This is a genomic window from Amycolatopsis vastitatis (assembly GCF_002234595.1).
GTDB lineage: Bacteria > Actinomycetota > Actinomycetes > Mycobacteriales > Pseudonocardiaceae > Amycolatopsis > Amycolatopsis vastitatis.
Genome location: NZ_NMUL01000018.1, coordinates 35,354 through 52,293, shown reverse-complemented (window position 1 = coordinate 52,293; position 16,940 = coordinate 35,354). Strand labels below are relative to the sequence as shown.

Sequence of the window (16,940 nt, the reverse complement as noted above, 5' to 3'; positions counted from 1 at the left end):
GTCGCTCACTCCTTGACCAAACCGGCGTCGTGCAGGGCACGGGCCGCGACGTCGACGATGTCGAAGGGCAGCCCGGCGCGCTCGGCGATGTCCAAGAGCGAGTGCTCGCCGTCGGAGAGGTTGAGCACCCACAGCATCGCCATCTGGGCCTGCTTGGCGTCGCTGCGGCCGCCGAGCGAGCCGTACAGCCCGCGCTTGCCGAGCTGCGGCTCGCCGTACGGGCTGAGGTTGACGTACCGGCGGTTGCGGTCCAGCACGCCGAACGCGTCGAGGAGCGTGCCCAGCGTGTCCTCCATGGCCGCGGGCGAGACGAAGCCCGGGTTGTCGGCCGACGTGTGGTACTCGGGGTAGCCCGCGTACGGCGTCCGCGTCAGCGAACCGACGCCGAGGTTGAAGCCCGGCGAGCAGAACTGGCGCTCGTCGTAGCCATACGGCGAGAAGTCGACAACTCGGTGTTCACGCGAGCGCAGCACATGCTGCATCACCCGGTCGATCTCGGCGTCGTCGCGGCGGGACTTCTTGTACGTCAACGAGCCCGGGTCGCCCGCGCAGGCCAGGACCAGGCCGTGCTTGACCTTCTCGATGCGGTCCGAATTCCGTGCCAGCCACGTGATCGAACCGATCGTGCCGGGCATGAACAGGAACCGGTACGTGTAGTGCGGCTGCGACTCGGCCAGCTGCTGGGCCAGCGAGATGGCCACCGCGATGCCGGCGAGGTTGTCGTTCGCCAGCGACGGGTGGCACACGTGGCACGACACGATGACTTCGTCGGTGACGCGGCCGGGCACGACGTGCTCGGCGTAGGTCAGCGAGCCGTCTTCCAGGGTCGAGTCGATGACGACGTCGTAGTCGCCGTCGGGCAGCGCGTCGAGCTTCTCCTGCGCGAGGCAGAACCCCCAGGCCGGGGCGTAGTAGCTGGTCCGGTAGGGCACCCACGACGGCTGGTCCGGCAGCGTGTGCAGGTGTTCCCGCAGCTCGCTCAGCGGCATCCGCCGCGACACCGGGACGCTGTACCCGACGACGTGCAGGTTCAGCTCCTGGAAGTCGATGACGCGCTCACCCGATGGCGAAGCGACGTACGCGTCCCGGATGTTCCACTCCTGCGGAATGGTCCAGTCGAGCACGGCGGTACCGGTCGGAACTTCGTGCCGCTCGAGCGCGATGTGCTCGCCGATGATGTCCAACGTCTGCCGCACGCCGTCGCCGGTGATGCTGCGGCAGAGGGGGTACAGCCGCTCGACCAGGGCGTGCAGCTCCGCCCCGGTCCGCAGCTGCGGGCCCGCCACTATCGCCGCCGCAGGGTGTCGTCGACGCGGCCGGCTTCGCCCTCGCTCTTGAGCCAGGCGAGTCGCGTGAACAGCTGCTCGAACGACTCGCGCGTCAGCCCGAACTTGCGGTAGGCCTCGATGAGTTCGACGGCGCCGTCCTTGACCGACCAGTCGCAGGTGAAGCCGGGGATCGCCGCGCGGAAGCGCGAGAAGTCGACCCGGTAGGAGCGCGGGTCGGCGCCCGCCTCGCCGGTGATGTTCAGCGTCGAGCCCGGCACGGCCTCGACGACTTCCTGCGCGATCTCGGCGACGGTGACGTTGTTCTCCTCGGTGCCGATGTTGAAGGCCTTGTTGTGCACGGCCTCTTTGGGCGCCGTCAGGGCGGCGGTGAACGCGCGCGCGATGTCCTGGGCGTGCACCAGCGGCCGCCACGGCGTGCCGTCGGAGAGCACCAGCACCTCGCCGGACAGGTGCGCGTGCGCGGTCAGGTTGTTCAGCACGATGTCGCCGCGCAGCCGGGGCGAGTAGCCGAACGCGGTCGCGTTGCGCATGTACACCGGCGTGAAGTCGTCGTCGGCGAGCTCGTGGACGTCGGCCTCGACACGCACCTTCGATTCCGCGTACGGGGTCACCGGCCGCAGCGGCGCGTCCTCGTCGACCAGGTTGTCGCCGCCCGCGCCGTACACCGAGCAGGTCGACGCGTAGAGGTACCGCTTGACGCCGGCGTCCTTCGCCAGCTTCGCGAGCTTCACCGACGCGTGGTGGTTGATGTCGTAGGTCAGCTCCGGCGCGAGCGAGCCCAGCGGATCGTTCGACAGCGCGGCCAGGTGGATCACGGCGTCGAAGCCCTCGACGTGGGACGCGGTCACGTCCCGCAGGTCGACGGCGTGCCCGGCCGGGTCGGCGGGGGCGGGCCCGAGCAGGCAGTCCTCGAACAGCCCGGAGTCGAGGCCGACGACCTCGTGGCCGGCGGCGGCGAGCACCGGGGCCATCACCGTCCCCAGGTAGCCCTTGTGCCCCGTCAGCAACACCCGCATCGAAATCAACCCTTCAGGTCGAGAGTGAGTTTCTTGACGAAAAACGCTTCGGCGTACGTCGCCGCCGCTTCGATCCCGCGGATGCGGGCCAGCCCGAGGAAGGCCTCGCGGTCGTACCAGGGCCGGTGCCGCTGGGACGCGTAGTGCGTCTGCAGCAGCCGGACCTTCTCTTCGGCGACGTCGTCGTCGAGCGGCTGGTAGACCGACGGGCTGCCGAGGTCGCCGTCCCATTTGACGATCTCGTAGCCCAGCGCCAGGTGGTCGCGGAACGCTGTCGGGACGAGCTTGGCGAGGCCGCGGTGGTCCTGGTGCGCGTCGTCGGTGCGCGGCGCCAGGATGACGTCGGGGTCGGTCCGCCGGCGCAGCTCTTCCAGCGAGTTCTTGGCCTCTTCCCAGTGCGCCGGGAAGCGCCCGTCCGGCAGCTTCAGCACCGTGACGTCGAGGTCCGCGCCTGGGCAGAACGCCGCCAGCGCCGCGCGTTCCTCGTCCTCGCGCGGCGTGCCGCCGCCGGACAGGACCAGCGCGTCGACCTTCAGCCCCGGACGCGAACGGCACAGCGTCAGCAGCGTGCCGCCGGCGCCGATCGCGACGTCGTCGCAATGCGCGCCGAGGGCGACCACGCCGCCGAGCCGTCCCGGCCGCAGCCCGATCACGCGATGCTCGCCGCGGGCTGCTGCTCCCACAGCGCCCACGGCCGGTCGCCGTGGCTGTAGGCGTAGTCCAGCGCCGCGCGCTCCTTGACCGTGTCGGTCGGTTTCCAGAAACCGCGGTACGGGTAGGCCAGCAGGCGGCCGCGCTTGGCCAGTTCGCCGCAGCCGTCGGCGACCAGGTCGCCGTTCTCCGGGATGTGGTCGAACACTTCCTGCCGCAGCACGAAGTAGCCGCCGTTCTCCCACAGCGGCATTTCACTCACCGCGGTGATCGAGCCGACCTTGCCGCCCTCGTCCATTTCCACGCAGTGGAACGACGACTGCGGCGGCACGACCATCATCGAGGCGCCCGAGTCGGAGTTCGAGAACCGCTCGATCATGTCGGGCAGCGGGACGTCGGAAAGGACGTCGGCGTAGTTCGCGAGGAACATTTCGTCGCCGTCGAGGTACGGGCGCACCCGGCGCAGCCGCTCGCCGATCGGCGACTCGATGCCGGTCTGCACGAACGTGATCGTCCAGTCCGCGATGTCGGTGGACAGCAGCTCCGCCTGCCCGTTGCGGAGGATGAAGTCGTTGGAAATGGTTTCCTGGTAGTTCAGGAAGAAGTTCTTGATGTGTGCCGCGCCGTAGCCGAGGCACAGGATGAATTCGGTGTGGCCGAAATGCGCGTAGTAACGCATCACGTGCCAGATGAGCGGTCTCGGACCGACCATCGCCATCGGCTTCGGGACGTCGTCGGCCGCGCCGTTGCGCATCCGCATCCCGTAGCCACCGCAGAAGAGAACGACCTTCACGTCACTGCACCTCGACGATTTCCAAGTGGGGAATCGGGAAAACGAGCTTGCCGCCCCAGGCCCCGATGTAGGAGAGCTGTTCGGTCAGTTCCTCCCGGAGGTTCCACGGGAGGACGAGCACGTAGTCGGGCCGGTCCGCTTCGATCCGCTCCGGGGGCAGCACCGGGATGCGCGTGCCCGGGGTGAACCGGCCGTGCTTGTACGGGTTGCGGTCGACCGTGTACTGCAGCAGGTCCGTCCGGATGCCGCAGTGGTTGAGCAGGGTGTTGCCCTTGCCCGGGGCGCCGTAGCCGACGACGGTCTTCCCGTCGTTGCGCGCCTCGATGAGGAACTTCAGCAGGTCCAGCCGGACGCGCGTGACGCGCTCGGCGAACTCGGTGTACCCGGACAGCTCGTGCAGCCCGGCGGCTTTTTCGCGCTCCAGCACGTCGGTCATCCGCTCGCTGGGCTCGCCCGCCACCTCGGCGGGACGCGCCCACAATCGGATCGACCCGCCGTGCGTCGGCAGCAGTTCGACGTCGACCACGGTCAGCCCGCCGGTCGCCAAGGCCCGGCGTGCGGATTCGACCGTGTAGTACTGGAAGTGCTCGTGGTAGATCGTGTCGTACTGGTTCTTTTCGATCAGCGTGAGCAGGTGCTGGACCTCGATGGAGACCCAGCCGTCGTCCGCGACCAGGGCGCGGAGGCCCTTGGTGAAACCGAGGACGTCGGGGATGTGCGCGTAGACGTTGTTCGCGGCCACGAGGTCGGCCGGGCCGTGCTCTTCGCGCACCTTCAGGCCGGTTTCCTCGGAGAGGAACGCGGTCAGCGTGGGCACCCCGGCGTCACGCGCCGCCTGCCCGACGTTCACCGAAGGTTCCACGCCCAGACACCGGATGCCGTGACCGACGACGTGCTTGAGCAGGTATCCGTCGTTGCTGGCGACCTCGACGACGAACGACTTCTCGCCGAGCCCGAGCCGCTCGACCGCGCCGTCGACGAACCGCTTCGCGTGCTCGACCCACGACGTCGAGAAGGACGAGAAGTACGCGTACTCGGTGAAGGTGTCGTCGGGGTCGATCAGCGGCGGGATCTGGGCGAGCCAGCAGTCGGTGCAGACCTTCAGGTGGAGCGGGAAGGTGGCTTCGGGCTCGTCGAGCTGCTCCGCCGTCAAAAATCGCTCACACGGGGGAGTCGCGCCGAGGTCGACGACACTGGCCGTGTTTGTCGAACCGCAGAGTCGACATGTGGTCATCTACCAGGCTCCTTGGCTCGCGGTCGCGATATGCGTTAGACACGTCGAGCAGGGGCGGATCGCCGTTACACCGGGGCGCGACGGCGTGGTGGACCGATTCGGAACCGCAACCTGGGGCGGCGAACTGTGGCGGAGATCACCGAGGGTACCCGACCGGACCCGTAACGTCCACAGTGGACCACGCATAGGCTGGCCGGATGACATCGGAGACGGGCCCCCGCCTCAGCGGGTTCAGGGGCGTGGTGCTGACGGTCCGCTTCCTGACCGAGCTGATGCTCCTGGGCGGCCTGGCCCTGGCGGGCACCCAGCTCGGCGGCGGGCCGGCGCTGGCGATCGTCGACGCGGTCCTGCTGCCGGTGGCGGCCGCCGCGCTCTGGGGCCTGTTCGTCGCCCCGCGGGCCCGCCGCCGCCTCCCGGAACCGGCCCGTTTCCTGCTGGAGTTCGCGCTCTTCGCGGTCACCGGCGTGGTGCTGGTGCTGCTGGGCCGGCCGGTCACCGGCATCGTGGTGGCGGTCGCCGGGATCGGCATCGCGGCGCTGACCCGCGTCGTAGCCAAGGACGGCTGAACGGACCGGAGCCGTCCGGCGGAACGGGCTCCGGCGAGGGGCGGTCTGTTCAGAAGTCGCGGACGAAGAAGACCCTGCCGTGCAACGGGTCCGTGACCCACACCGTGCGCGTGCGCTGGTCGACGGCGACGGCGCCGGGGTTGATGCCCAGCGACAGCTCGCCGCTCAGCGTCCCGGCCGTGCCGTCGACCCGGCCGAGCCCGTTCTGCCCGCCGTTGGTGTACACCGTGTTCGTGCCCTGGTGCACGGCCAGCGCGGACGATTCGCTGCGCAGCAGCACGGTTTTGCGCTCGGTGCGCGTCCCGGCGTCCACAATGGACATGTGGTGGATGCCGGAGTTCGCGACGTACACCGTGCCGCTGTCGTGGTGCACCGCGACACCGGTCGGGTTGCGCCCGACCTTCACCGAAGCGACGAACTTCCCGGTGTCGATCGAGAAGACCTCGACCGAATCCGTGGTGGTGCTGGCGCAGTAGGCGAGCTTGCGGCCGGGGTCGACGCCGATCCCGGCGAGGCTCGGCTTCGGGCCCGGTACGAGCGCCGCCAGCGTGCAGCTCACGCCGTCGAGCACGGCGAGCGTGCCGGTGCTGCCGCTGGCCGCGTAGACGCGGTCGGCCCGCTCGTCGACCGCGAGCGCCGACGCGCCGGCGCCCGCGCCGACGACGCTCACCAGGTCGTGGGTCCGGCCGTCCAGGACCACCACGGTGCCCGCCGGCGGGTTCGCGACGTAGATCCGGCCGGCCTTCGCGTCGACCGCGACGTCGCGGGGTTCTCCGCCGACGTGGAGCATCTCGCTGACCGACGCGCTACGGGGATCGACGACCGAAACCGTCCCGGCCTGGGGATCGGTGACGTAGCCGAGGCCGGTGACCGGGTTCACCGCGACCCGGTCCGGCGCCCCGCCGAGGTCGATCGACCGGACGTCCTCCGCCCACGCGGACCCGGGCAGCGCGAGGACCCCGGCACCCGCCGTGACCAGCGTGAACAGGGTTCTCCGGCGTAGCAGGCCACCGGGCATCGCCGCCTCCTTATGGTGAAACCGCCGCCTCCTTATGGTGAAACCGCCGCCTCCTCGTGGTGAAACCGCCGCCTCCGCTCGTGATCAACTGGCCTGCCGAGGGTAACCCGCGCCATCCTCACGTGAAGGAACTTCGCGTCCCCCGATCGCGTTGTTTCCACTGGGTAACCCCCTTGAAGAGCGGACGGAGGCGAGCGCGCGTGCACGGGCACCAGAACGGACTCAAGACGGCATTGCTGCTCGGCCTGCTGTCGGCGATCATCGTCGCGATCAGCGGGCTCTTCGGCCGGGGTGCCCTGGTCATCGGTCTGGTCATCGCCCTGGGCATGAACGCGTTCGCCTACTTCAGCTCGGACAAGCTGGCGTTGCGCGCGATGCGGGCGCGTCCGGTGTCCGAGGTCGAGCAGCCCGCGATGTACCGGATCGTGCGCGAACTCGCGCAGGTCGCGCGCCAGCCGATGCCGCAGCTCTACATCAGCCCGACGGTCGCGCCCAACGCGTTCGCGACCGGCCGCAGCCCGCGCCACGCCGCGGTGTGCTGCACGACCGGCATCCTCGAGCTGCTGGACGAGCGCGAGCTGCGTGCCGTGCTCGGCCACGAGCTGTCGCACGTCTACAACCGCGACATCCTCATCTCGTGCGTCGCCGGCGCGCTGGCCAGCGTAATTAGCGTGCTCGCGAACATCGCCCTGTTCTTCGGCGGCAACAACCGCGACGGGAATCCCCTGCTCAGCCTGCTACTGATCTTCGTCGGGCCGATCGCGGCCGCCGTCATCCGGATGGGCGTCAGCCGGTCACGGGAGTACCAGGCCGACGCGTCCGGCGCGGAGCTGACCGGTGACCCCCTGGGCCTGGCCTCGGCGCTGCGGAAGCTGGAGGCCGGGACACGGGCGCGCCCGCTGGTGGCGGAGCCGCAGCTGGTCTCGCAGTCCCACCTGATGATCGCGAACCCGTTCCGCCCCGGCGAGGGCCTCAGCAAGCTGTTCTCGACCCACCCGCCGATCCAGGACCGGATCCGGCGGCTCGAGGAGATGGCCCGCCGGCCGTTCTAGGCGGAGGCTCCCGCCGCGACGGCGACGGCCTTCACGTAGTCGCCGTAGCCGGACTTCGCCAGCTTCTCGCCCAGCGCGTAGCACTCGTCGGCGTCGATGAACCCCATGCGCAGCGCGATCTCTTCGAGGCACGCGATGCGCACGCCGGTGCGGTGCTCCAGTACCTGCACGAACTGGCCCGCCTCGAGCAGCGAGTCGTGCGTGCCGGTGTCGAGCCAGGCGAACCCGCGGCTGAGCTCGACCAGCGTGGCGCGGTCCTGGCGCAGGTAGGTGAGGTTGACGTCGGTGATTTCGAGCTCACCGCGCGCCGACGGGGTCAGCGAACGGGCGATGTCGACGACCTCGTTGTCGTAGAAGTACAGCCCGGTGATCGCCTTGTTCGACCGCGGCTTCGCCGGCTTTTCCTCGATGGTGCGGAGCTTGCCGTCCGGACCGACCTCGCCGACGCCGTAGCGCTCGGGGTCCTTGACCGGGTAGCCGAACAGGACGCAGCCGTCGAGCTCGCGCACGGCCTGCTGCAGGCGGCTGGAGAAGCCCTGGCCGTAGAAGATGTTGTCGCCGAGCACGAGCGCCACGTCGTCGTCGCCGATGAAGTCCGCGCCGATCACGAAGGCCTCGGCCAGGCCGTTCGGGCTGGGCTGCTCGGCGTAGGAGAAGGAGAGGCCGAACTGGTCGCCGTTGCCCAGCAGCCTGCGGAACATCGGCAGGTCGGTGGGGGTGGAGATGACGAGGATCTCGCGGATCCCGGCCAGCATCAGCACCGAGATCGGGTAGTACACCATCGGCTTGTCGTAGACCGGGAGCAGCTGCTTCGACACCGCCTGGGTGATCGGGTGCAGGCGGGTCCCGCTGCCTCCGGCCAGCACGATGCCCTTCATGGACGGTCTCCCTCTCCTAGGCGGCTCCGGCCCGCCCCACCCTACGGGCCGGGGTTCGTGGCCCGGTGAAGGAAGGCTAGAAGGCCGGTCCTTTGCCGAAGTAGGCCCGGCAGCCGCCGTCGTCCTCGGTGGCGATCTCCAGCACGTTCTCGCCGTCGTCGACCGGCAGCAGCGTCGAGGAGTAGTTGGGGCAGAAGTTGTTCCAGATGCCGGTGATGTGCACGGGAGCGGGCAGCTCGTACCAGTGGCCGCTGCCGAAGTCGTCGTTCGCCAGCAGCACCTGGCCGTTCTGCGGCCGCGGCGCGCCCTTGGCGTCGGTGTAGATCTGCCCGACCATGACGATCCGCACGCCGTTCGGGCCGCCGGGGAACAGCGTGATCGTCTGCGCGTGCTGGAAGTAGCCGCCGTCGGCGGTCTCGACCCGGGTGCCGGGGTCGGCGGGATCGCCCCAGTTGGCGCCGTCGGGCGAGATCTTGAAGTACGGGTCGCAGTAGCGGTCCCGGAAGTTGCAGATCTCGTAGGCGAAGTAGTACCGGCCGTCGGGCAGCCGCCGGATGATCGGCATGCCGGGCCGGACGCGGTCCGGCGGGATCGCCATGGTGAGCTGCTTGGTGCCCCACGTCACGCCGTCGGTCGACGCGACCCGGTTGAGCACCTGCGCGTACTTCGGCGCCTGCGTCTCGTCGGCGAAGTGGAGCCACAGCGTGCCGCCGGCGTCGACGGTGAACTCCGGTTCCCAGATGCCGTCGATGTTGTGCGACCGCGCGGCCTCGGACAGGAAGGTCCACGAACGGCCGCCGTCCCGGCTGGCCCAGACCCGGAGCCCGACGCGGCGCTGCGGCCCGGCGTCCTGCCGGTAGGACGCGGCCCACAGCAGCGTGCCGGCGCGGAGCTTGCCGACGCGCTGCGGCAGCTCGTAGACGGTGCCGCAGCACATGCCGGACCGGCCCTCGCCGTCGTGGATCTCGCCGATCTCGTGGAACGACTCGCCCTCGTCGGTGCTCTCCAGGACCGGGGTGAACTTGCCACCGGCGTCTTCGCTGGTCAGCGTGGCGATGATGTGCCCGCGGCCGACGACGGAGTGCTCGAGCCGGATCAGCCGCGCGTAGGCGCCGAAGCCGGGCACGAGCTGCTTTCGCTCGGCGGCGCTCGCCGGCGTCAGCATCGCCGCGACGGAGGTCAGCGTCAGCACGAAGACGAGCAAGCGGCGCATCCTCGACCCCTCTCCACGCGGTGACGGCGCGATTACAACACGCAGCTCACGGCGTTGGGCGGGAGTCACGCGGCGCATTCGCGCGTTCGGGTGACGGATCAGGCGGTAACGCTCCGGCAACGGCCGCCGAAGATCACGAGAGGGGCCGGTGGCGGGCCCCGAGGGGGAACGATGAAATTCAGGCTGTCCTGGTTGCTGCTCGTGGTGCTGACCTCGGCGTGCGCGCCCGCCGTCGGCTACGGCGAGATCCTCGAAACGCCATCCGGCCATCCGGCCGCGACGGTTCCGCTCACCACACCGCCCAGGCCGGTCCCGCGCGACGTGCCGACCGAAACGCACACGGGCAAGGGCAGCGGCGAGTTCACCACGAGCTGGCCCGCCGATCAGCTGGGCTTCTTCACGTTCGACTGCCCGAAGTGCTCGGGCAACGTGCTGATCGACACGGACGGCGGCGAGGACGGCCTGGTCAACGCGATCGGCCCGTACAAGGGCACGACATGGCTGAACACGTACCCGGACCGGCCGACGAGGAAGGTGACGATCCGCGCGACGGCCGCGTGGACGGCGACGATCGCGGACCACCGGAGCTTGACGACGGCGGAGAGCGGCAAGCCGGCGAAGGGCAAGGGCGACGCGGTCCTGAAGCTCCCGGCCGGGGTGACGCGCGTCCAGTTCGCGGCGCAGACGCCCGGCAACATCGCGCTGTGGGTGATCTCCCCGGACAAGCGCGACCTCCTGGTCAACCAGATCGGCGACCTGCAGGAGGAACGCGACGTCCGCGGCCCCGCCCTGCTGAGGGTGGACGGCTACGAGGCGAGCTGGACGCTGACGCCGTCCTGAGCGGGCACCCGGAGCCCGGGTGCCCGCGGCGGCGTCACCGGTAGTTGGTGAACTGCAACGCGATCTCGAAGTCCTTGCCCTTCAGCAGGGCGATGACCTCCTGCAGCTGGTCCTTCTTCTTGCCCGAAACGCGCAGCTGGTCACCCTGGATCTGGGCCTGGACGCCCTTGGGGCCCTCGTCGCGGATGAACTTGGCGATCTGCTTCGCCTTGTCCGAAGCGATGCCCTGAAGGATCTTGCCCGAGATCTTGTAGATCTTGCCCGACAACGCGGGCTCGCCGGCTTCGAAAGCCTTCAACGAGATGCTGCGCTTGATCAGCTTCTCCTTGAACACCTCGACCGCGGCCAGCGCACGCTCCTCGGTTTCGGACTCGATCGTGATCGCCTCCTCACCGGCCCAGCTGATCGTCGTGCCCGTGCCGCGGAAGTCGAACCGCGTCCCGAGCTCCTTGCTCGCCTGGTTCAGCGCGTTGTCCACCTCCTGGCGGTCGACCTTGCTCACGACGTCGAAAGAGGGATCCGCCACGTGTCCTCACACCTCGTACTCGCTAGTCAGGGGCCACCCAGCCTAGCCCCCACCGGGGGATGGGTATCCCGGTTGACCCCCGCTCAGGGGCCTTGGGTAAGCTTCACGTCGGCCGGTCAGACCGGCCTGGGCGGGTTACCCGAGTGGCCAAAGGGGACTGGCTGTAAACCAGTTGGCTTACGCCTACGGGGGTTCGAATCCCTCACCCGCCACCTTCGTTCGTGGGAGAGCCCTGTCTGCTGAATACGCAGACGGGGCTCTCTCCGTCGTGTCCTTTGGGGGTCGAACCCCCAAACCCCCGCCAGGGGCGCTCCGCCCCCTGGACCCCCGGCCGTGGTCGCCTTTGTCGGGTTGGTACCTGTTTCCGTGTGGGTGTTGGGATTTTGGTGTCCCTCGATTGGCGTAGGTATTTCGCGGTCGGGTGCGGATAATTTTGCGATTTTCTTCTGTTGGTGATGGTTCCGCGTTTTGTGGTCGATTCATTGGTTCGGTTGGGTGCTGTTTGGGCTGGTCGTGGGGGTGGGGTGGATGTTCGTCGGCTGTTTGGGGGTATGTTCGTTCGGCCTTTCGACCTTATTTGTGAAACGTACCTGATTTGGCGTAACAGGCTTCTTGAGCGACTCGACCCCAGTTCGGGGTGCCGGGCTTCCGGGGAATTCACCGAGCCGTTGGAGGAGCACATGTCCACTACCGCGACCATGCGACCCGTTCGTGAGGAACTCGTCCGCGTGCAGTACGCCGAGCCCGCGCTCGTCGCCGGCTACGCCGAAGACCACGCCGGATGGGGACCCACCGCGCGCTACCACCATTCGCGGCGCCACGCCATCGACCAGATCCTCGACGGCTGCCCCGGCGGCGACCTGCTCGACGTCGGCTGCGGACCCGGGATGATGGTGCGCCACCTGCTCGACACCCGGCCCGGCGACTTCCGCATCACCGCCTGCGACCAGTCCCCGGCCATGATCGACGCCGTCGCGGCGCGCACCGGCACCGAGGTGCGGCTTTCCGTCGGCGACATCCAGGAGATGCCGTTCACCGACCGGCAGTTCGACGTCGTCCTCGCCATGGGGGTCCTCGAGTACACCGACGCCGCACTGGCCCTGCACGAAGTCGCCCGCGTCACCCGGCCCGGCGGGCTCGTCGTGGCGACGATGCTGAACCCCAAGAGCCCGTACCGGCTCTTCGAATGGGGCGTCTTCTGGCCCGCCCGCCGGACCCTCGGCGCACTGGAACGCGCCGTCGGTGTCCCGCCGTCGAGACGGCACGGTGCCCGCCGCACCGGGATCGTCGCGCTGACCCCGCGGCGCCTGCGGGAGCTCCTGTGGCGCGCGGGCCTGCAGCCGGAAGAGATCATCGCCTACGACGTCACCGCGACGGTGCCGCCGTTCGACCGCCTGGTCCGCCGCTGGGACCGCTCGTGGCGCGCGCACCCGGAGACGACCATCGCCCGCGGGGCGAAGCGCTGGCTCGGCACCGGGTACCTGATCGCCGCCCGGCGGCTTTGAACGCGAAGAACGGCCGGTCTCCTCCGGGGAAGGAAACCGGCCGTTCTCCAGGTGGCGGCGCTCGGGGTTACGCCGCCTGGGAAACCGGCGTCGAAGCCGGGGTCAGGGCGAGGTCCAGGACCTCGCGGACGTTCGCCACCGCGTGGACGTCCAGCTGGGCGCGCACCTCGGCGGGCACGTCGTCCAGGTCCGGCTCGTTGCGCTGCGGGATGATCACCGTCTTCATCCCCGCGCGGTGCGCGGCCAGCAGCTTCTGCTTGACGCCGCCGATCGGCAGCACGCGGCCGGTCAGGGACACCTCGCCGGTCATCGCGACGTCCGCGCGGACCACGCGGCCGGAGAGCAGCGACGCCAGCGCCGTCGTCATCGTGACACCCGCCGACGGCCCGTCCTTCGGGACCGCGCCCGCCGGGACGTGGACGTGGATGCCCCGGTTCTTCAGGTCGCCCACCGGCAGCTCCAGCTCGGCGCCGTGCGAACGCAGGTAGGACAGCGCGATCTGCACCGACTCCTTCATCACGTCGCCGAGCTGACCGGTCAGCTGCAGCCCGGACGCGCCGGACTCCTGGTCCGCCAGCGACGCCTCGATGTAGAGGACGTCACCGCCGGCACCCGTCACCGCCAGGCCGGTCGCCACGCCCGGGGTCGCCGTGCGCTGCGTCGACGCCGGCAGCGACGACTCCGGGATGTGCCGCGGGCGGCCCAGGTAGGCGTCCAGATCAAGAGCGTCGACGGTCAGCGGCAGCGAAACTTCGTCGAGCGCGACCTTCGTCGCGATCTTCCGCAGCACCTTCGCGATCGTCCGGTTCGCGTCGCGCACGCCCGCCTCGCGGGTGTACTCGGCGGCGATCCGGCTGAACGCGGCGTCCGTCAACACGACGTCCGAAGCGGCCAGCCCGGCCCGCTCCAGCTCACGCGGGAGCAGGTGGTCGCGGGCGATGGTGACCTTCTCGTGCTCGGTGTAGCCGTCCAGCGTGACGAGCTCCATGCGGTCCAGCAGCGGGCCGGGGATGGTCTCCAGGGCGTTGGCCGTGGCCAGGAACACGACGTCGGACAGGTCCAGCTCGACCTCGAGGTAGTGGTCGCGGAACGTGTGGTTCTGTTCCGGGTCCAGCACTTCGAGCAGCGCCGCGGTCGGGTCGCCGCGGTAATCGGCGCCCACCTTGTCGATCTCGTCGAGCAGCACGACCGGGTTCATCGAGCCGGCTTCCTTGATGGCACGGACGATCCGGCCGGGCAGCGCGCCGACGTACGTGCGGCGGTGGCCGCGGATCTCCGCCTCGTCGCGGATGCCGCCGAGGGCGACCCGGACGAACTTGCGGCCCATGGCCTTCGCGACGGACTCACCGAGCGACGTCTTGCCGACCCCGGGAGGACCCGCGAGGGCGAGCACCGCGCCGGAACGGCGGCCGCCGACCGGGCCGAGGCCCGATTCCGCGCGACGCTTGCGCACGGCCAGGTACTCGATGATGCGTTCCTTGACGTCGTCGAGGCCGGCGTGGTCGGCGTCCAGCACGGCCCGCGCCGCGGCGATGTCGTAGACGTCCTCGGTGCGCTCGTTCCAGGGCAGCTCCAGGACGGTGTCCAGCCACGTGCGGATCCAGCCGCCTTCGGGGGACTGCTCGGACGTGCGGTCCAGCTTGTCCACTTCGGACAGTGCGGCCTTCTTGACGTGCTCGGGCAGTTCGGCGGCTTCGACGCGGGCGCGGTAGTCGTCGTCCTGCGCGGTGCCGTCGAGCTCGCCGAGCTCCTTGCGGATGGCCTCGAGCTGGCGGCGCAGCAGGAACTCCTTCTGCTGCTTCTCCATGCCCTCGGCGACGTCCTTGCGGATCGTGTCGGTCACCTCGACCTCGGCGAGGTATTCCTTGCTCCACTCGAGCGCCTTCTCCAGGCGCACGCTGACGTCCAAAGTGGACAGCAGCGCCAGCTTCTGCTCGGTGTCGAGGTACGGCGCGTTGCCGGACATGTCGGCGATCGCCGACGGCTCTTCGACCTGCTGGACGGCGTCGATCAGCTGCCAGCCGCCGCGCTGCTGGAGGATCGAGATGACGACGGCCTTGTACTCGGCCGCGAGCTTGGCGGTCTGGTCGTTCGTGGTCTCGGGGGCGTCCTCGGCGTGCACCCAGCGGGCGGCGCCGGGGCCGTCGGCGATCCGCCCGACGAGCGCGCGGCCCGTGCCGCGCAGCAGGACGGCGGCCTTGCCGCCGGGGACGCGGCCGATGCGCTCGACCGTGGCGACGGTGCCGAACCCGGCGTATTCGCCGTGGACGCGCGGGACGATCAGGACTTCGGCCTTGGTGGCCGCGGAAGAGCGGATGCCGGGGAAGGACGCCTGACTGGGCGTCTTGGCCTGGGCGGACTCCACCGCGGCCCGCGTCTCGGCGTCGGTCAGGTCGAGCGGGACGACCATGCCCGGCAGCACGACGTCGTCATCGAGCGGGAGCACGGGCAGGAGGCGGGTGTCGGACATGTGCACTCCTCGTGTAGTTGAGTCTGCCTAGCTCAACTCTCCGATGGGCATGTTTGTTTCCCGGAGTGCGTTCGCCCACAGCGATCAAGGAAAGCGCAGGTCAGAGCCCTGGCCGACGCGCGACGGCGCACCAGGCGAAGGGACGCGTCTCGGTGTCGATCGGCGTCGGCGGGGTTTCGGGACGCCAGTCCGGCAACGACGTCATCCCCGGTGGGAGCAGCGGCCAGCCGCCGAACCAGGGCAGCAGCTCCTCGGCCGAGCGCAGCCACGCCGGGTTCGACGTGTCCTGGTAGGCCTCGATGAACCGGCGGACCTCCGCCGCGCGGTCCGGCGGGGCGTCGTCGCGGCACGTGCCGTGCGTCAGCGCGAGCCAGCTGCCCGGCGCCAGGCGGGAGCGGTACGTCGCCATCAGCTCGTCCGGCTCGTCGGACGGCCCGATGAAGTGCATGACCGTGATCATCAGCAGGCACACCGGCCTCGACCAGTCGATCAGCTCCCGCGTGAGGTCGTCGGTGAAGATCTCCTCCGGGCGCCGGATGTCCCGCTCGACGAGCCCGGCCCAGCTCGACGCGCCTTCGCGCTCCAGGATCAGCCGCGAGTGCGCCGCCGCCACCGGCTCGTAGTCGACGTAGACCACCGAAGCCCGTTCACCGGCGGGCAGCCGCTCGCGGACGATCTCGTGCACGTTCCCCGCCGTCGGGACGCCGGAGCCGAGGTCGACGAACTGCCGGATGCCGGCGTCCATCGCCGCCGAGACGACCCGGTTCATGAACGCCCGGTTCTGCCGCGAGATCGGCCGGATCAGCGGCCACAGCTTCTCGACTCGGCGGCCGAACTCGCGGTCGACCGCCCAGTGGTGCGTTCCGCCCAGGTACCAGTCGTAGACGCGCGCCGCGGACGGCTTCTCCGTGTCGACCCCGGCGGGCGCGATCGGGGCCTCCTCCCATGCCCCCACCGCCGCCCTCAACGGAGGCGCTTCGCGCGCTGTCTTCCTCGGACTCATGCGCCCGGTTTCTCCGCGACGGCGCACCACGCGAACGGGCGGGCCTCCGCCTCCAGGGCGTTGATCTTCCGGTCGGGCCGCCAGTCCGGCAGGTGCACGACGCCCGGCTCCAGCACGGTCCAGTCGCCGAACAGCGGCTCGATCTCCTCGCGGTCGCGCAGCCACACCGGGTTGCTCGTCTTCCGGTACTGCTCGACGAACCAGCGCAGCCCCTCCAGGTACGGGCCGTCGCCGTCGCCCTCGCTCATCTGCGAGATCGCCAGCCAGCTGCCCGGCGCGAGCGCGTTCCGGTACGCCGCCAGCAGGCCTTCGGGGTCGTCGTCCGGCCCGACGAAGTGCAGCACCGCCGCCATGATCAGGCAGACCGGCTGCGAGAAGTCGATGAGCCGCTTCGTCTCTTCGGCGCGCAGCACGGCCTTCGCGTCCCGCATGTCGGCCTGGACGATGCCGGCCCAGTCGGTCGCCATGCCTTCTTCGAGGATCAGCGTCGCGTGGGCGACGGCGACCGGCTCGTAGTCGACGTAGACGACCTTCGCGTCGTGCTCGTCCGGCAGCTCGGCCTCGACGACCTCGTGCACGTTCCCGGCCGTCGGGACCCCCGAGCCGAGGTCGATGAACTGCCGGATGCCGGCCCGCAGCGCCGCGCGCACCGCGCGGTTCATGAACTCGCGGTTCTGCCTCGAGCCGGGCCGCACCAGCGGCCACTGCTGCTCCATGCGCCTGCCGAACTCGCGGTCCACGGCCCAGTTCTGCGTACCGCCCAGGTACCAGTCGTAGATCCGGGCCGCGGACGGCTTCTCGGTGTCGACGCCTTCGGGCGCTCTCGGCGCGGCGTCCCGCTGCTCGGTCACTTCAGGCTCCCCATCCCTCGCGGTTCGGGAGTCAG

The 16,940-nt window shown here is 69.9% G+C and carries 16 protein-coding genes and 1 tRNA gene; 5 read left to right on the top strand and 12 right to left on the bottom strand.

Annotated elements, in window-relative coordinates:
- Window positions 1-5: 5 nt before the first annotated feature.
- The 5 genes from CF165_RS20185 to CF165_RS20165 are packed head-to-tail and all read right to left on the bottom strand — an operon-like array spanning window position 6 to window position 4,983.
- Window positions 6-1,286, bottom strand: a complete 1,281-nt coding sequence (locus CF165_RS20185; protein WP_093949089.1) for a DUF4910 domain-containing protein — start codon at window positions 1,284-1,286, stop codon at window positions 6-8.
- The gene (locus tag CF165_RS20180) at window positions 1,286-2,305 is read right to left on the bottom strand and encodes an NAD-dependent epimerase/dehydratase family protein (protein WP_093949088.1); all 1,020 of its coding nucleotides are present in this window, start codon (window positions 2,303-2,305) and stop codon (window positions 1,286-1,288) included. Before CF165_RS20180 ends, CF165_RS20185 begins: the two co-directional genes overlap by 1 nt.
- 5 nt (window positions 2,306-2,310) lie before the next feature.
- Window positions 2,311-2,958 carry a PIG-L deacetylase family protein gene (locus CF165_RS20175; protein WP_093949087.1) on the bottom strand — a complete coding sequence of 216 codons (648 nt, stop codon included), beginning with the start codon at window positions 2,956-2,958 and terminating at the stop codon, window positions 2,311-2,313.
- On the bottom strand, window positions 2,955-3,749 hold the full coding sequence (locus CF165_RS20170) for a glycosyltransferase family protein (protein ID WP_093949086.1): 795 nt from the start codon (window positions 3,747-3,749) through the stop codon (window positions 2,955-2,957). The genes CF165_RS20175 and CF165_RS20170 overlap by 4 nt, the downstream gene beginning before the upstream one ends.
- Window position 3,750: 1 nt before the next feature.
- The gene (locus CF165_RS20165; protein WP_093949085.1) at window positions 3,751-4,983 is read right to left on the bottom strand and encodes a class I SAM-dependent methyltransferase; all 1,233 of its coding nucleotides are present in this window, start codon (window positions 4,981-4,983) and stop codon (window positions 3,751-3,753) included.
- Window positions 4,984-5,180: 197 nt separating this feature from the next.
- On the opposite strand from CF165_RS20165, the gene CF165_RS20160 reads away from it, so the two are divergent.
- Window positions 5,181-5,549, top strand: coding sequence for a YrdB family protein (locus CF165_RS20160; protein ID WP_167441521.1), 369 nt, complete (start codon window positions 5,181-5,183; stop codon window positions 5,547-5,549).
- A gap of 49 nt (window positions 5,550-5,598) precedes the next feature.
- Here CF165_RS20160 and CF165_RS20155 read toward each other — a convergent pair whose 3' ends face one another.
- Complete coding sequence (locus tag CF165_RS20155; RefSeq protein ID WP_093949083.1) at window positions 5,599-6,567, bottom strand: YncE family protein; 969 nt, start codon at window positions 6,565-6,567, stop codon at window positions 5,599-5,601.
- Between the two features lie 200 nt (window positions 6,568-6,767).
- Between CF165_RS20155 and htpX the strand changes: the two genes are divergently transcribed.
- The gene (gene htpX / locus CF165_RS20150; RefSeq protein WP_093949082.1) at window positions 6,768-7,619 is read left to right on the top strand and encodes a zinc metalloprotease HtpX; all 852 of its coding nucleotides are present in this window, start codon (window positions 6,768-6,770) and stop codon (window positions 7,617-7,619) included.
- Here the strand turns inward: htpX and rfbA are convergent.
- Both rfbA and CF165_RS20140 read right to left on the bottom strand, forming a co-directional pair.
- Complete coding sequence (rfbA, locus tag CF165_RS20145; RefSeq protein ID WP_093949081.1) at window positions 7,616-8,497, bottom strand: glucose-1-phosphate thymidylyltransferase RfbA; 882 nt, start codon at window positions 8,495-8,497, stop codon at window positions 7,616-7,618. The two genes, htpX and rfbA, sit on opposite strands and share 4 nt — an antisense overlap.
- Window positions 8,498-8,573: 76 nt before the next feature.
- Window positions 8,574-9,710, bottom strand: a complete 1,137-nt coding sequence (locus CF165_RS20140) for a sialidase family protein (RefSeq protein WP_093949080.1) — start codon at window positions 9,708-9,710, stop codon at window positions 8,574-8,576.
- 171 nt (window positions 9,711-9,881) lie between these two features.
- Here CF165_RS20140 and CF165_RS20135 point away from each other — a divergent pair, with 171 nt between their 5' ends.
- A complete protein-coding gene (locus CF165_RS20135; RefSeq protein ID WP_093949079.1) occupies window positions 9,882-10,550 on the top strand; it encodes a hypothetical protein in 669 nt (222 codons plus the stop codon).
- Between the two features lie 34 nt (window positions 10,551-10,584).
- Here CF165_RS20135 and CF165_RS20130 read toward each other — a convergent pair whose 3' ends face one another.
- Window positions 10,585-11,076, bottom strand: a complete 492-nt coding sequence (locus CF165_RS20130; protein WP_093949078.1) for a YajQ family cyclic di-GMP-binding protein — start codon at window positions 11,074-11,076, stop codon at window positions 10,585-10,587.
- Between the two features lie 129 nt (window positions 11,077-11,205).
- On the opposite strand from CF165_RS20130, the gene CF165_RS20125 reads away from it, so the two are divergent.
- Window positions 11,206-11,288, top strand: a tRNA-Tyr gene (locus tag CF165_RS20125).
- A gap of 468 nt (window positions 11,289-11,756) precedes the next feature.
- Window positions 11,757-12,581, top strand: a complete 825-nt coding sequence (locus tag CF165_RS20120; protein WP_093949077.1) for a class I SAM-dependent methyltransferase — start codon at window positions 11,757-11,759, stop codon at window positions 12,579-12,581.
- Between the two features lie 67 nt (window positions 12,582-12,648).
- On the opposite strand, the gene lon is transcribed toward CF165_RS20120, so the two are convergent.
- The 3 genes from lon to CF165_RS20105 all read right to left on the bottom strand — a co-directional run bounded on the left by lon (window position 12,649) and on the right by CF165_RS20105 (window position 16,905).
- Complete coding sequence (lon, locus tag CF165_RS20115; RefSeq protein WP_093949076.1) at window positions 12,649-15,051, bottom strand: endopeptidase La; 2,403 nt, start codon at window positions 15,049-15,051, stop codon at window positions 12,649-12,651.
- A 100-nt stretch (window positions 15,052-15,151) separates the two neighbouring features.
- Window positions 15,152-16,006, bottom strand: coding sequence for an SAM-dependent methyltransferase (locus tag CF165_RS20110; protein ID WP_240521674.1), 855 nt, complete (start codon window positions 16,004-16,006; stop codon window positions 15,152-15,154).
- A gap of 44 nt (window positions 16,007-16,050) precedes the next feature.
- Window positions 16,051-16,905, bottom strand: coding sequence for an SAM-dependent methyltransferase (locus tag CF165_RS20105; RefSeq protein WP_093949074.1), 855 nt, complete (start codon window positions 16,903-16,905; stop codon window positions 16,051-16,053).
- Between the last annotated feature and the right edge of the window lie 35 nt (window positions 16,906-16,940).

Coding starts and splice junctions, on each gene's coding strand:
- CF165_RS20140 (WP_093949080.1), bottom strand. CDS start 9,710: ATGCGCCGCTTGCTCGTCTTCGTGCTGACGCTGACCTCCGTCGCGGCG.
- CF165_RS20160 (WP_167441521.1), top strand. CDS start 5,181: ATGACATCGGAGACGGGCCCCCGCCTCAGCGGGTTCAGGGGCGTGGTG.
- CF165_RS20120 (WP_093949077.1), top strand. CDS start 11,757: ATGTCCACTACCGCGACCATGCGACCCGTTCGTGAGGAACTCGTCCGC.
- rfbA (WP_093949081.1), bottom strand. CDS start 8,497: ATGAAGGGCATCGTGCTGGCCGGAGGCAGCGGGACCCGCCTGCACCCG.
- CF165_RS20180 (WP_093949088.1), bottom strand. CDS start 2,305: ATGCGGGTGTTGCTGACGGGGCACAAGGGCTACCTGGGGACGGTGATG.
- lon (WP_093949076.1), bottom strand. CDS start 15,051: ATGTCCGACACCCGCCTCCTGCCCGTGCTCCCGCTCGATGACGACGTC.
- CF165_RS20135 (WP_093949079.1), top strand. CDS start 9,882: ATGAAATTCAGGCTGTCCTGGTTGCTGCTCGTGGTGCTGACCTCGGCG.
- CF165_RS20165 (WP_093949085.1), bottom strand. CDS start 4,983: ATGACCACATGTCGACTCTGCGGTTCGACAAACACGGCCAGTGTCGTC.
- CF165_RS20155 (WP_093949083.1), bottom strand. CDS start 6,567: ATGCCCGGTGGCCTGCTACGCCGGAGAACCCTGTTCACGCTGGTCACG.